General features: G+C 44.8%; 14 protein-coding genes. 3 read left to right on the top strand and 11 right to left on the bottom strand.

The window, feature by feature from the left end:
• Positions 1-9: 9 nt before the first annotated feature.
• Complete coding sequence (locus AC5WJX_RS13120; RefSeq protein ID WP_440430533.1) at positions 10-501, bottom strand: YajQ family cyclic di-GMP-binding protein; 492 nt, start codon at positions 499-501, stop codon at positions 10-12.
• Between the two features lie 150 nt (positions 502-651).
• Between AC5WJX_RS13120 and AC5WJX_RS13115 the strand changes: the two genes are divergently transcribed.
• The 3 genes from AC5WJX_RS13115 to AC5WJX_RS13105 all read left to right on the top strand — a co-directional run bounded on the left by AC5WJX_RS13115 (position 652) and on the right by AC5WJX_RS13105 (position 4118).
• Entirely contained in the window at positions 652-1074 is a 423-nt protein-coding gene (locus AC5WJX_RS13115) for a hypothetical protein (RefSeq protein WP_494484876.1), read from the top strand.
• Positions 1075-1170: 96 nt separating this feature from the next.
• Positions 1171-3228: a polyphosphate kinase 1 gene (gene ppk1, locus AC5WJX_RS13110; protein ID WP_494484875.1), complete on the top strand. Its 2058-nt coding sequence runs from the start codon at positions 1171-1173 to the stop codon at positions 3226-3228.
• Positions 3229-3230: 2 nt separating this feature from the next.
• On the top strand, positions 3231-4118 hold the full coding sequence (locus AC5WJX_RS13105; RefSeq protein WP_494484874.1) for a Ppx/GppA phosphatase family protein: 888 nt from the start codon (positions 3231-3233) through the stop codon (positions 4116-4118).
• On the opposite strand, the gene AC5WJX_RS13100 is transcribed toward AC5WJX_RS13105, so the two are convergent.
• The 10 genes from AC5WJX_RS13100 to zwf are packed head-to-tail and all read right to left on the bottom strand — an operon-like array spanning position 4108 to position 12463.
• Positions 4108-4575, bottom strand: a complete 468-nt coding sequence (locus tag AC5WJX_RS13100) for a 4'-phosphopantetheinyl transferase family protein (protein WP_494484873.1) — start codon at positions 4573-4575, stop codon at positions 4108-4110. The two genes, AC5WJX_RS13105 and AC5WJX_RS13100, sit on opposite strands and share 11 nt — an antisense overlap.
• Complete coding sequence (locus AC5WJX_RS13095) at positions 4572-4826, bottom strand: phosphopantetheine-binding protein (RefSeq protein WP_440430538.1); 255 nt, start codon at positions 4824-4826, stop codon at positions 4572-4574. Before AC5WJX_RS13095 ends, AC5WJX_RS13100 begins: the two co-directional genes overlap by 4 nt.
• Positions 4804-6096 carry a beta-ketoacyl-[acyl-carrier-protein] synthase family protein gene (locus AC5WJX_RS13090; RefSeq protein WP_494484872.1) on the bottom strand — a complete coding sequence of 431 codons (1293 nt, stop codon included), beginning with the start codon at positions 6094-6096 and terminating at the stop codon, positions 4804-4806. The genes AC5WJX_RS13095 and AC5WJX_RS13090 overlap by 23 nt, the downstream gene beginning before the upstream one ends.
• Positions 6089-6535: a 3-hydroxyacyl-ACP dehydratase FabZ family protein gene (locus tag AC5WJX_RS13085; RefSeq protein WP_494484871.1), complete on the bottom strand. Its 447-nt coding sequence runs from the start codon at positions 6533-6535 to the stop codon at positions 6089-6091. The genes AC5WJX_RS13090 and AC5WJX_RS13085 overlap by 8 nt, the downstream gene beginning before the upstream one ends.
• A gap of 2 nt (positions 6536-6537) precedes the next feature.
• Positions 6538-7332, bottom strand: a complete 795-nt coding sequence (locus AC5WJX_RS13080; protein ID WP_494484870.1) for an SDR family oxidoreductase — start codon at positions 7330-7332, stop codon at positions 6538-6540.
• Positions 7326-8381, bottom strand: coding sequence for a type III polyketide synthase (locus AC5WJX_RS13075; protein WP_494484869.1), 1056 nt, complete (start codon positions 8379-8381; stop codon positions 7326-7328). The genes AC5WJX_RS13080 and AC5WJX_RS13075 overlap by 7 nt, the downstream gene beginning before the upstream one ends.
• Complete coding sequence (locus AC5WJX_RS13070; RefSeq protein ID WP_494484868.1) at positions 8378-9088, bottom strand: methyltransferase domain-containing protein; 711 nt, start codon at positions 9086-9088, stop codon at positions 8378-8380. The genes AC5WJX_RS13075 and AC5WJX_RS13070 overlap by 4 nt, the downstream gene beginning before the upstream one ends.
• A gap of 1 nt (position 9089) precedes the next feature.
• Entirely contained in the window at positions 9090-10217 is a 1128-nt protein-coding gene (locus AC5WJX_RS13065; protein ID WP_494484867.1) for an NAD(P)/FAD-dependent oxidoreductase, read from the bottom strand.
• A 9-nt stretch (positions 10218-10226) separates the two neighbouring features.
• Complete coding sequence (pgl, locus tag AC5WJX_RS13060; protein ID WP_440430545.1) at positions 10227-10952, bottom strand: 6-phosphogluconolactonase; 726 nt, start codon at positions 10950-10952, stop codon at positions 10227-10229.
• Positions 10952-12463, bottom strand: a complete 1512-nt coding sequence (gene zwf / locus AC5WJX_RS13055; RefSeq protein WP_440430546.1) for a glucose-6-phosphate dehydrogenase — start codon at positions 12461-12463, stop codon at positions 10952-10954. Before zwf ends, pgl begins: the two co-directional genes overlap by 1 nt.
• Positions 12464-12473 lie beyond the last annotated feature (10 nt).

Raw genomic sequence — 12473 nt, 5'->3', positions numbered from 1 at the left:
CAACTGAATTTAGCTTCGCATATTGATGAACTGCAAGGGTTGACCAAAGTCTTCTTTTCTGCAAAGCGCAATGACCGCTTGAAGATCATCAATGTTTTTCCCCTGTACACGGACCTGGTCTTCCATGATCGAACCCTGAACCTTTAAACCACTACTCTTAATCTTGGCAACGATCTTCTTTGCAATTTCCTTATCAAGGCCTTCTTTAATCGTAATTTCTTTGCGGATCATATTTCCGGAAGCATATTGCTCTTTACCAAAATCTAAACTGGCAGCGTCCAGGTTTTGCTTAATCATCTTCGAGATGATGGTGTCCTGAATTGCTTTTAGTTTCATGTCGTCTTCCGTTACAACAGTGATGACATTGGTTTTTTTATCATGATCGATGGTACTTTTGGAGGTACTGAAATCATAGCGGTTCAGAATTTCCTTCTTCGCATTGTTCATCGCATTATCAAAAGTCTGTGCGTCTACTTTACTTACAATATCGAAACTGGGCATGATTATAGCTTTTAAATGAAAATTATATTAGATTTAGTAAAAATCTTTGTTGTTGTACAAATCAACGAAAAATAACTTGAGTATAGAAAGTACCCATTTAATTTATTGCTACTCACTCCGGTTAATTTTTTTACCATTTCCCATCGCATTATGAAAGCAAATAAGACTGATAGTCAAAAGAAAGCCGCAAAAAAGGCCGAGAAAAAAGCCCTTGAAGAAAGCCTTACAACAAAGTTGTTTGAAGCTGTAAAGAGTTTAGGGCATGATGCAGAGAAAATAGGGGAAGACCTTATACTGGTAAGTAAATTCGTAGCAAAGAAGATTTCTAAGCGGATGAAATCCACTAAGCCTGAAGCGCCCAAAGAGCCTAAAGAACCTAAGCTGAAGCCCCAGGTTGCGGTGAAAACAAAACCAGCGGCCACCAGTAATAAAGAGAATTCTGCTACTCCGCTTGCCACCGAAACTATACCCGTAAAAATAGCCAAGCCTCGCACTAAATCGACCAAAGCAGTTAAAGCTCCTACGAAGAAAGCGAAACCTGCCTCCACCACTGATAAAGAGCATATCAATTAGCGCTGCAGCACGGCCTAACATAAAGTTAATATTGTTTTAACATTAGAATAGGCAGTTTTGTTATTCAGTGTGTATTGGGTGATTTAATAGCGATATATGAATAAAAAGAAAGTTCCTTTCTTAAACAGGGAAATTAGCTGGTTGTATTTCAATGAGCGAGTCTTGCAGGAAGCAGCAGATGAGAGCGTTCCCCTGATCGAAAGAATTAAGTTTTTATCCATATTCTCCTCCAACCTGGACGAATTCTACCGTGTACGGGTAGCCACAATGTCCAGATTGTCGAATCTGAATGAGAAAGCGAAAGAACTATTAGGCTTTAATCCAAAAAAGGTACTCAACGAGATCAAGAATATCGTTGTTAAACAGGAACGGAAATTTGAGGACCTCTTCCAGGAAACTCTAATCAACGGCCTGGCAAAGAACAGGATCTTCATTCTCAATGATTCACAATTAAATGTCTCCAGAGGAGCTTTTGTCCGTGAGCATTTTCAAGAGAAAATCCTTTCGAATTTAGTACCAATCATCATTGATCTCGATCAACCTTTTCCCGAGCTTAAAGACCGCCGTTTATATTTCTTCGTACGCCTGCTTAAAACGGGCACGAAAATCACGGAGAAGTTTGCATTGATTGAAATCCCAAGTACCCTGCCAAGGTTCCTGGTCTTACCGGAAACAAACGACCTCAAGTTTATCATTCTGGTTGAAGACATCATCAAGTACTGTCTGAATGATATTTTTTATGTTTTCAACTACAATGAGCTGGAGGCATATACGATTCAAATTACCCGTGATGCCGAACTGGACATTGATAAACGGGTCAGCGAAAAATTTATAGATGAGCTCAAGGCAAGTCTGGATAAACGCAAAAAAGGGAAATTGATACGGCTGCTTTATGATACGGCAATGCCCTTTGATATGTTATCAATTCTGGTGTCTAAAATGAAGCTTGATGCAGAAGGCTTGATCCCTGGCAACCGTTACCACAGGTTTGGCGACTTCATCAAGTTTCCAAACGTTGGTCCTAAATCTTTGGAGTATCCAACCACTGTACCCTTGAAAGTTAAAGGGCTACATCCCACGGAAAGTATCATCAATAAACTGGCGGAGCGTGATTACCTGATCAACCTTCCTTACCAATCTTACGACTACATCATTTTGTTCCTCCGCGAGGCTGCCATCGATCCGAAGGTCACCGAAATTCATATTACCCTATATCGGCTTGCTGAAAACTCGAAGGTGATCAATGCCCTGATCAATGCTGCTAAGAACGGTAAAAAGGTGCACTGCCTCGTAGAATTGAAAGCCCGTTTCGATGAGGAGGCAAACATCTTCTGGTCAAGCCGACTACTTGAGGAAGGTGTAAACGTTAATTACGGACTTACCGACTACAAGGTGCACTCCAAAATATGTCTGGTCAAGCGCATGGAAAAAGGGAGAGCAGTCTATTACGCCAACCTCGCCACCGGGAATTTCAATGAGAAAACGGCGCGGATATATTGCGATCACAGCATTTTCACCTCCAGGAAGGAGATTACCAAAGATTTGCTTAAACTCTTTACGGCCTTAAATAAAAAAACAATCGCAAAGGGCTTCAAACATCTTATTGTTTCCCCATTAGAAAGCAGGAGCAAGCTTTATCAGCTTATAGATCGGGAAATCCGGATCGCAAAGAGTGGCAAACCTGCATACCTCATCTTTAAGGTTAACAGCCTCGCGGATGAAGGCATTGTAGAAAAGCTCTATGAAGCGAGCAATGCCGGGGTAAAGATCAAAATGATTGTACGTGGTATTTGCTGCCTTATTCCAGGGATAAAGGGCTACAGCGAGAACATTACGGTAATCAGTATTGTAGACAAGTTCCTGGAACATGCCCGGATATTTATTTATGGTAATCAGGGGAATGAAGAAATGTATCTTTCCTCAGCAGATCTGATGACCCGGAATTTCGAACACCGGGTGGAAGTGGGGTTCCCGGTCTTAGATAAAGAGGTTAGAAAAGAGATCCGGGATATCATAGACTTTCAGCTTCAAGACAATGTGAAAGCCCGTGATATCACCAGGCTTAACAATAATAAATATCACAAAAACCGCTCTGCAATTAAGGTTAGGGCACAAGTTCAAACATATAACTACCTTAAAAACAAGCATCAATAATTATGTTGAGATACGCCGCAATAGATATCGGTTCCAATGCTGTACGCCTGCTGATTGCAGACATCAGCCTCGGCAACCAACGTTATGAGTTCAAGAAAAACACACTGATCCGGGTTCCGTTACGACTGGGTGATGATGCCTTTTTAAACAAAGAAATCTCCGAAAGAAAGATTGAGGACATGGTTAAGACCATGTCTGCATTTAAGAACTTGATGGATGTATATCAGGTGAGTCATTATATCGCCTGTGCAACCTCTGCCATGCGCGAAGCTGGCAATGGCAAGGAAATCGTAAAGATCATCAAGCGTAAAGCTAATATCAACCTGGAGATTATTGAAGGTCAGCGGGAGGCCAGCATCATCGCCGCCAACCATATTGAAGAAACACTGGACGAAAACCGGGGCTACCTTTACATTGATGTGGGTGGCGGAAGTACCGAGCTCACCATCTTTGTCAACCGCAAACAAGTAGCCTCTAAATCATTCAACATCGGAACCATCCGTATACTTGACAATCAGGACAAACCAGAAACCTGGGACGAGATGAAGGACTGGGTTAAAGTTCAGACGAAAAACTATAAGAATCTTGCTGCTATAGGTACAGGTGGAAACATCAACAAACTGTTCAGGATGTCTGATGAGAAAGATGGAAATCCCATGTCCTTTACCAAGCTCAAAAATCTCTATAACGACCTAAATAGCTACGCTTTGAAAGAAAGGATCCGCGTTTTCAAGCTTAATGCAGACAGGGCCGACGTGATTATTCCAGCATCAGAGATCTACCTGACGTTGATGAAATGGACAGGTATCAAGCAGATATATGTGCCACGAGTGGGTATGGTTGACGGTATAATCAACCTGCTGATTGAAGAGAATTTGCCTAAAATATAAGCGCAAGATACCGGCCATGGTGACTTACACTTAGAGGAGCCATGGCCTTATAATCTATACCTGCAGTTAATGGATACATACATAGATTAAGGCCATCCAAATTCGGCGGCACCTGAGAAGCGATGCTGTGAACATAGTCACCTGACTTGATTTCGCTCCTGGTTACGTAAGCACATCCATTGATCTGTACTTCTCCATGGTATTCTGCAGTTTCTACCAAGGATAGCTTACAACCCAACTTATGTGGCGCAAATTCCCGCACACCAGACTGCCTGTTGTAAATTTTGTAAGCAGCTTCCTTCATACTCCATAACAGCCAGACCATTTCTGATGGCTTTGTCGCAAGCATAACATATTGCTGTTCTTGTTTACTAAAAAGTTTGTGCAAAAAGCCCCGTCGCATCCAGTTGCTTTCCCTGGAAGCATGCTGCAGGTCTACCAGGTCATTGCCAATCATTTCTCCTGAATTTTACCCCGAATAATATCCATAGATGCTTGAACCGTAAGCATTTTCTGCATGGAATCATTGTCAATCTCGATATCAAATTCCTCCTCTACATCCAAGATAACATCAACCAGGTTGGCTGAATTAATCTTAAGGTCATTAATGAAGTCGGTCTCTGGGGCCATACGCTCCAGTGCCGCTTTGTCCTGTGCATACATTGCTACTATCGGTTTCAAACGACTAATTAGTTCCTGATTCTCCATCTTTATACTTTTTAAAAACGATGCATGAATTTACATCGCCGAAGCCAAAGCTTGCTTTTACTAAAATATTGAATTCCCGGTGTAATAAAGCCTGCGGAATGCAACTGCTGTCAATCGTTTCCAGCACTTCCGGATGCAGATCTTCGCAGTTGATGTTTGGAAAGATAAACCCTTCATGAAGCTCCAAAACAGCGGCGACAGATTCGATGCTGCCGGCAGCACTAAGACAATGCCCAACCATGCCTTTAAGGGTATTGATCATTGGGAAATCCTTGCCAGATCGTTTCAGTGCTTCGCTCCAGTTTCTGATCTCAAGTCCGTCCATTGCTGTCGCCGTAAGATGACCGTTGATTACGTCTACATGGTCCGCAGAGATCCCGGCGTTCGTCAGGGCAGTGGTGATACATCGTTGCACGGCTACCGGGTTCGGCGCCGTCATGGAGCCTGCACCACGTTGTCCACCAGAGTTGCTGTTGCCACCTAAGATCTCCGCATAGATCTTTGCCCCACGCGCTAAGGCATGTTCTAGCGACTCCACCACAAACGCCCCAGCACCACTGGAGGGTACAAAGCCGCTTGCGGAAGCACTCATGGGCCTGGAGCCCATTTCAGGGCTCTGGTTATGCTTATACGTGCACACCTTCATGGCATCGAAGCCGCCCCAGATATAGGGACCGCTGTCACTGGTTGCGCCAGAGAGCATGATGCTCGCCTGTCCGGATTTAACACGTTCATAACACATCAGCAGGCTTTCTGTTCCGGTGCAGCAGGCAGAGGAGTTGCTGTAAACCTGATTGCCCAGTCCAAGCTTTCCCGACAAGTACGCACTCACACCACTGTTCATCGTTTGTACCACTACGGTGCTGCCCAGGCGCCTGGCTTGCAGTTCATCAATTTTGTAAATGGCTTCCCGGAAGCGGTCGATCCCCGACGTACCGGCGCCAAAGATCATTCCATAGTCCCAGGATGGTTCATCTGAGGTGTTTACTGCTAATCCGGCATCCGCCCAGGCATCCATCCCGGCAATAACGCCGTAAAGAATGCCCGTGCTATTGAAGTTTCGAAGTTCCAGTGGGCTAAAGTAACGGGAGATCAGCTCCGCAGTAAGTACCGGCTTACCGGCAATCTGACACGAAAACTGAAGGGCTTCCAGCTGAGTATCAAACTGAATACCCGAGCGCCCGGCCATTATCGCTGCACGGAAATCCTGCAAGCCAAGGCCATTTGGCGCTACCACGCCCATCCCCGTTATAACAACCCTCTTAGCCATTTAATTTGGTGGTCACCATGCCAGACAAGGTTCCTTTGCAAACGATATCACCAGCTTCATTTTTCATTTGCACATTACAATGCAACTTCTTAAACCTGAAGTAGATCTTTTCCGAACTAACCGTCACTTTTTCTCCTGGGAAAACCGGCTTCATAAAATCGATGGCTGTAGATGTGAGCATAACGTGCCCGGTTGCGCCTTCAGCAGTATTTCCGAGCAAAAAGAAGCCGAGACAAACCAAGCCTATCTGCGCCATGGTTTCCGTAAGTATTACGCCCGGTGTAACCGGGTGATCTTTAAAATGCCCCTTGTAGAAATCCAGTTCAGGATTGAAGGTAAATGTTCCCCTTGCACCATTTTCATCGATGTGATCCAGGCTGTCTACAAAATGGAAAGGTGCAGCGTAGGGCAGCTGACTTAAAATTTCTTCTTTATTCATAATTAACTTATTTGTTCGCCGCCATCTACAGGCAGCACAACACCATTGATCCATGCCGCTTCATCTTTGCAAAGCAGGTAAACGACCTTGGCGACGTCCTCAGGTGTTGTTAGTCTATTAAATGGGTTTCTGTTTATGCTATGTGTTTTTAGTGCTTCACTTCCTGGTATTTTCCTGAGGGAGCGGGTATCGGTCACACCTGCCTGGATGCAATTTGCGCGAATCCCAAAGGGCGCATACTCCAAGGCTATGCTTCTGGTGATCGCCTCCAAAGCTGCCTTGGCTGCCGATACTGCAGCATAATACTTCCATGCTCTTGATGAACCTTCACTGGTAAAGGAGATAACCCTGGCGTCATCAGCGAACAGACCAGCTCGGTATAGCGCAGCAGTCCAGTCGCTTAAACTGATGGCCATGTTCTGCATGGTAAGCAAGAAATCCTCCGTGCTCAGGGCGTTTTCCGGACCACTAAGCGACTTGAGATTTCCCTTTGCAATGCTATGCAGCAGGCAGCGTACGCGCCCGGTGTCAGCCATCACCGCAGCAAGGTTTTTAAGTACAATATCGCGGCTTTCGGATCGAGTTACATCAAGGTTAAAGGTAGTCAACGATACGCCAAAAGCACGTATTTGCCTGAAAGATGCCTCAATAGCTTCCATTTGCGTACGACTGTTTCTATGAATCAGGCAGATGTTCATACCTTGCTCAGCCAGCTTTATTGCAGATGCAAGCCCCAGGCCGCTGCTGCCGCCCAGTACCACCGCCCAAAAACCCCTGCCTTCAAATTCTTTTACCATTTAAGCAATACTCTTTGTGCCGAAAAGCCAGGTCCAAAGCTCAACATCAATCCTAAGTCGCCTGCCTTAGCGCGACCTGGTTCCATAAAACGCTCCAGAACATACAGCACTGTTGCGCTCGACATGTTTCCAAACATCCGCAAAATTTCTTTTGTATCATCAATGTTTTTCCCCATAGTACCGAATAATTCTTCAACAAGCTGCACGATCTTTTTTCCGCCGGGATGAAAAACCAAATGGTCAATGTCCGCGATATTGAGGTTCTGTTTAGCTAAAAAAGGATGTATGATCAGGGGAAAGTGCTCCGCAATTGTATCCGGCACTGCAACATCTAAGACCATCTTCAAACCACCATTGGTTAGGTCAAAACCCATCATGTGCTCGGCCTCATAAAAGTGATACATTTCCCCGGCGATAATTTCTGGCCCCTGGTCTTCTTGATGCGAAGACAATAAAACGCATGCTGCGCCATCACCGAATATGGCTGCACTCACCATGTTGGACATCGAAAAATCGTCTAACTGAAAGGTAGCAGACGGAGATTCAACCGCTACCACTGCCGCGCGTTTTCCGGGATTGGACTTCAAAAAATTCTTCGCATAAATTATTCCGGAAACGCCAGCTGCACAGCCCATTTCTGTTACTGGCAATCGCAGCACATCCTGTTTCATGTGTAAGCGGTTGATCAAATAGGCGTCCAAAGAGGGAATCATAATTCCCGTGCAGCTTACCGTGATTAGAATATCGATGTCTTCCGCATTCCAGCCCGCTTTTGATACAGCCTCACTTAAACACTGCGCACCCAGGTTGATGCTTTCCCGCATATATATCCGATTCTTTTCTTCAAAGGAAGTCTTGCTGAAAACCTCGTCGGGCGACATGATCGAATAGCGTTTATCTACGGCAGCATTCTCGAAGATCTTCTTTACTTTTCTGATGAACCGGCCGTCCTGACCATCAAGCCATGCATCCAAGTAGGGGATGATCTCTGCTGTTGTCCTGGAATACGGTGGTATCGCTTTGCCGACGGCTGTGATTTTTACGCTCATAAAGAAGAAATAATCCATTGATAACGAAAAGCCCAACGCCATTTAATGCTGACTTTCCTAAACTGTAGTGCTTTTGTGTACTGCTCGAGATCCCGCCTTTTGAAGCCCCTCAAAATGGAAACAAGGCCATCTTCACGCGACATCTCATTTAATCCGAATACATAACACAATGCGGTGAATAGATAATACGCTAGTTTGCTCCGGTGTAAATCATTAATTACAATACCCAATTTCGCATGTGCATGAAAGAAGCCGAGCAGGTTCAGAATCTCGTTATCCTTGAAGTGGTGCAGGGTAAGCGTACACAATATAATGTCAAAGTTTGGAGCGGGTAAGTTCTCCATGAAAATATCCTCACAATGGTAGCTGATGTTGGGGTATTCCGCAGACAAACCCGACGCATGTTCAATGGTGAAAGCGTTTGCATCTATACCATATAACCTGAAGTTATAACCTGAACGTAGGCCATAATCGGCGACGGTCCTGAGCATATCACCGTTCCCACAGCCGACATCCAGTATATGAATGGTTGCTGTTTTGTCAATACCTCTTAATAGCGCTGTCACGCCATCCAAGGTAACTTTGTTGCCACCTAACAGTTTATTGATACTGGCAATCTTGTCTAATGCATCACGTAATATTTCACCTTTCATGGCAAAATCATCCATGATTTCGGCTGCGTTGCTTCTAAAAGTCGTATCTACCATATTATCGCATCTGTAAAGGGCTGCCATGCGTCATCCTGATCATGGGTTTAAACAGCGCCGGAAAGTTTACCAGTACTTTCATAACGATTTCTGCGGCCGCAGGTTTTAACAAAATGCCTGATAATAATTTCCCGGCCTGTATCCTTGTTCTAAACCGGGCATTCCATTGTTGCACATACTGCTTTTCCAGGGCGGATCTTGAAGTAATTCTGCCTTCCAGATAATCGAGGACCAATGTGGAACAAATTCCCGCCGCATGGATGGCCATACTCATACCATTGCCGCACAAAGGATGAATCAACCCTGCGGTGTCACCAATCATCAGGACATGGTCTTTGACCTTTTCCTTGGAATCAAAAGCGATCTGACTAATACTGAGCGGCGTTTCATACATCATGGAACTATGCTCCATCAGCCTTTCGAGCTGCGGATTTTGATAAAGCACCTGCTGCTGATGTTCCCGGATGTTCCTGAACTTTTTGAAGGATTCGTAGTTTACCAGATAGCAGATGTTGATGATATCATTTTCGACCTTTGATACGCCACAATAGCCGCCCTGAAAATTATGCAAAGCGACTAGATCCGAGGGATGTGGACCTTTATAGTGCGCCTTTATAGCCAGCCATGGTGAGCGTTGTTTTACAAAGGGACGATTCAGCGCATGGTCCAGCTGTTCACGCTTTCCAAATGCGCCAAGTACAACTTTTGCATGAAAGGTCCTGTTTGAAGTATGTACCTCAAATTCATCTTGCCTGAAATGTACATCTTTAACCCGGTCATGTATAATGGTACACCCGGCTGCTATTGCTTTCTGGTACAGGTATTCGTCTAATTTGTACCTGCTGATTCCAAAGCCTCCATGGGGAAGATTAGTTTCACAACTGCTTCCCCCAAGGTTGCTCACTTGAAGTCTGGAAATCTGATTTGGAAAAAGTACCGCCGGATCTGCGTTCAGATAGCGCAGATACGGCAGTACTTCGTTTGAGATATATTCACCACAAACCTTATGCTGTGGATAGGTATTCTTTTCTATTAAAACCACCTGCTTGCCTGCGTTGCACAGGTGGATCGCACTACTCAATCCGGCAAGGCCTCCGCCAACGATTAAAACCTCAGCACGGAGTTCCATAGCTGAATTTTAGCTGTTGAGCAATGCAGCCGCTTCCTGATCTAAAAACCAGGTAACATGACCATTTGGTGGATTAATCAACTGTGCCGGGTATAAGCTCGTATTTTCCTCTTCGGACTCAATTACGTTCTTAACAGCATCGGCTTTTGATTTACCAAAAACCAAAAACGCAATGTTTTTTGCATTATTGATCAGGCCTGCCGTCATGCTGATCCGGTAAGTGTTTAACTTCTCCACAAAAACAGCTTCCACGCCAACTTCAGAACTTTCCAGGATCTCCGTCTCCGGGAACAATGATGCCGTGTGTGCGTCATCACCCATTCCCAATAAGATCAGATCAAAGGAAGGCTGTGCACCATTGAAGTGCAAAAGGATGGAATTCTGATAAGCTGCAGCCGCCTCAACTGGACTCAAATTGGTATCAACATAGAAAATATGATCCTCTTTGATGCCAAGCGGCTTGAGCAAACTTTCAGCCGCCATCAAACCGTTATAATCCTTGTCTGTTGCACTTACATTACGTTCGTCTCCGAAAAAGAAGAACACCTTTTGCCAGTCCAATTGATCCTTATATTTGGTTGCTAGCTGTTGATAGAGTGTCTTTGGAGAGCTGCCGCCCGTTAATACAAAGTTAAACCTGCCGCTTTCTGCAATGGCATCATTTCCGATCTTCAAAATAAACTCAGCGAGGTCTTCAAGTAGTTCGTCTTTGCCGTGGTATATCAATAAATTCATTATTCTTTATTTAAGGGTAGTGTAAACCAGTGAAATCCGTCTCTTGCAATTAAGGCTTCTGCATCTTCAGGTCCCCATGAATCCGCGGTGTAGTTCGGGAAGCTTAACGATTTTTTATTCTCCCAGGCATTGATCACTGGCATCAACAACTCCCATGCACTTTCAACCTGATCTGCACGCATAAACTGCGTTTGATCACCTGTCATAACGTCCAGCAGCAGGGTCTCATAGGCCTCCGGTGTAGAGGTGTTGTAGGTCCCTTTATAGTCAAATACCATGTCAACCGGATTCAAAACCATGTCCAATCCTGGACGTTTGGCCTGTACCTGTAAGCGGATGCTCATCTCTGGCTGGATGCTGATGATCAACCGGTTTTGTTGCCAGTGCTCGGAAACGCCAGATGGAAAGATATGATGCGGTACATCCTTAAACTGAATCGATATCACTGAGGAGGTTTGAAACAGTCGTTTACCGGTCCTCACGTAAAACGGAATACCTTGCCAGCGCCAGTTATCAACAAAGAATTTTAATGCTGCAAAGGTTTCGGTGTTCGATTCCGGATCAACATCTTTCTCATGTCTGTATCCAGGTACTTCTTTCCCCTCAACCCAACCTTTGGTATATTGGCCGCGCACGGTGGCAAAGCGGATAGCCTCTGCATTAAATGGGCGCATGGCTTTTAACACGTCGACCTTTTTATTTCTAATTTCATCGGCATCAAAGTTTACCGGCGTTTCCATCCCGATCAGACACAATAGCTGAAGGATGTGATTTTGAATCATATCCCGTAATGCACCTGCACCGTCATAATAGCCACCGCGGTCACCTACACCCAACTGCTCCGTTACGGAGATTTGAACGTGATCGATGTAAGTACGGTTCCACAGTGGTTCCAGCAGTGAGTTCGCGAAACGGAACGCCATGATGTTTTGCACCGTTTCTTTACCGAGGTAATGGTCGATCCTATAGATCTGTTTTTCAGTGAAAATACCAGTCAGCAGCTTGTTAAGTGCTCTGGCACTGTCCAGATCCCTGCCGAATGGTTTTTCAATCACGATCCTGCAGGTTTCTTCGTTCCCTGCCAGGTCATACCTGGAAATACATTCTGCGATAAGCGGAAAAAGATCCGGCGCAACTGCGAGATAATAGAGCACCTGCGTCTGTGGGCCAAACTCATCCTGATATTCCTGGATCAGTGTTTTCAACCCTGCAAATGTTTCAGGTGCAGAAACATCAACGGGTGTATAGCGAACATGTTCCGAAAACACATCCCACTTGGCGTCATCAACACGACCGTTTCTGGAGAAGCTATTGACCCCATCTTTAAGCATCTCACGGAATTTATCATCTTCCAGCTTCTTTCTTGAAGTTCCTATAATAGCAAACTGCTGGGGCATGAAATGATCACTATACAGGTTGTATAATGCCGGTGCCAGCTTACGCATATTTAAATCACCAGTACCGCCAAAGATCACTACGATGGTCGGTTTAACATTAATAGATGTCTTCATAATTTTTATG

This window comes from Pedobacter sp. NEAU-ZC8, from assembly GCF_059278965.1.
This window is presented reverse-complemented; position numbering and strand designations above follow the sequence as displayed.

What these genes read in the sequence shown, in the direction of transcription:
- AC5WJX_RS13120 (WP_440430533.1), bottom strand. Translation starts at nt 501, where the DNA reads ATGCCCAGTTTCGATATTGTAAGTAAAGTAGACGCACAGACTTTTGAT.
- AC5WJX_RS13115 (WP_494484876.1), top strand. Translation starts at nt 652, where the DNA reads ATGAAAGCAAATAAGACTGATAGTCAAAAGAAAGCCGCAAAAAAGGCC.
- ppk1 (WP_494484875.1), top strand. Translation starts at nt 1,171, where the DNA reads ATGAATAAAAAGAAAGTTCCTTTCTTAAACAGGGAAATTAGCTGGTTG.
- AC5WJX_RS13105 (WP_494484874.1), top strand. Translation starts at nt 3,231, where the DNA reads ATGTTGAGATACGCCGCAATAGATATCGGTTCCAATGCTGTACGCCTG.
- AC5WJX_RS13100 (WP_494484873.1), bottom strand. Translation starts at nt 4,575, where the DNA reads ATGATTGGCAATGACCTGGTAGACCTGCAGCATGCTTCCAGGGAAAGC.
- AC5WJX_RS13095 (WP_440430538.1), bottom strand. Translation starts at nt 4,826, where the DNA reads ATGGAGAATCAGGAACTAATTAGTCGTTTGAAACCGATAGTAGCAATG.
- AC5WJX_RS13090 (WP_494484872.1), bottom strand. Translation starts at nt 6,096, where the DNA reads ATGGCTAAGAGGGTTGTTATAACGGGGATGGGCGTGGTAGCGCCAAAT.
- AC5WJX_RS13085 (WP_494484871.1), bottom strand. Translation starts at nt 6,535, where the DNA reads ATGAATAAAGAAGAAATTTTAAGTCAGCTGCCCTACGCTGCACCTTTC.
- AC5WJX_RS13080 (WP_494484870.1), bottom strand. Translation starts at nt 7,332, where the DNA reads ATGGTAAAAGAATTTGAAGGCAGGGGTTTTTGGGCGGTGGTACTGGGC.
- AC5WJX_RS13075 (WP_494484869.1), bottom strand. Translation starts at nt 8,381, where the DNA reads ATGAGCGTAAAAATCACAGCCGTCGGCAAAGCGATACCACCGTATTCC.
- AC5WJX_RS13070 (WP_494484868.1), bottom strand. Translation starts at nt 9,088, where the DNA reads ATGGTAGATACGACTTTTAGAAGCAACGCAGCCGAAATCATGGATGAT.
- AC5WJX_RS13065 (WP_494484867.1), bottom strand. Translation starts at nt 10,217, where the DNA reads ATGGAACTCCGTGCTGAGGTTTTAATCGTTGGCGGAGGCCTTGCCGGA.
- pgl (WP_440430545.1), bottom strand. Translation starts at nt 10,952, where the DNA reads ATGAATTTATTGATATACCACGGCAAAGACGAACTACTTGAAGACCTC.
- zwf (WP_440430546.1), bottom strand. Translation starts at nt 12,463, where the DNA reads ATGAAGACATCTATTAATGTTAAACCGACCATCGTAGTGATCTTTGGC.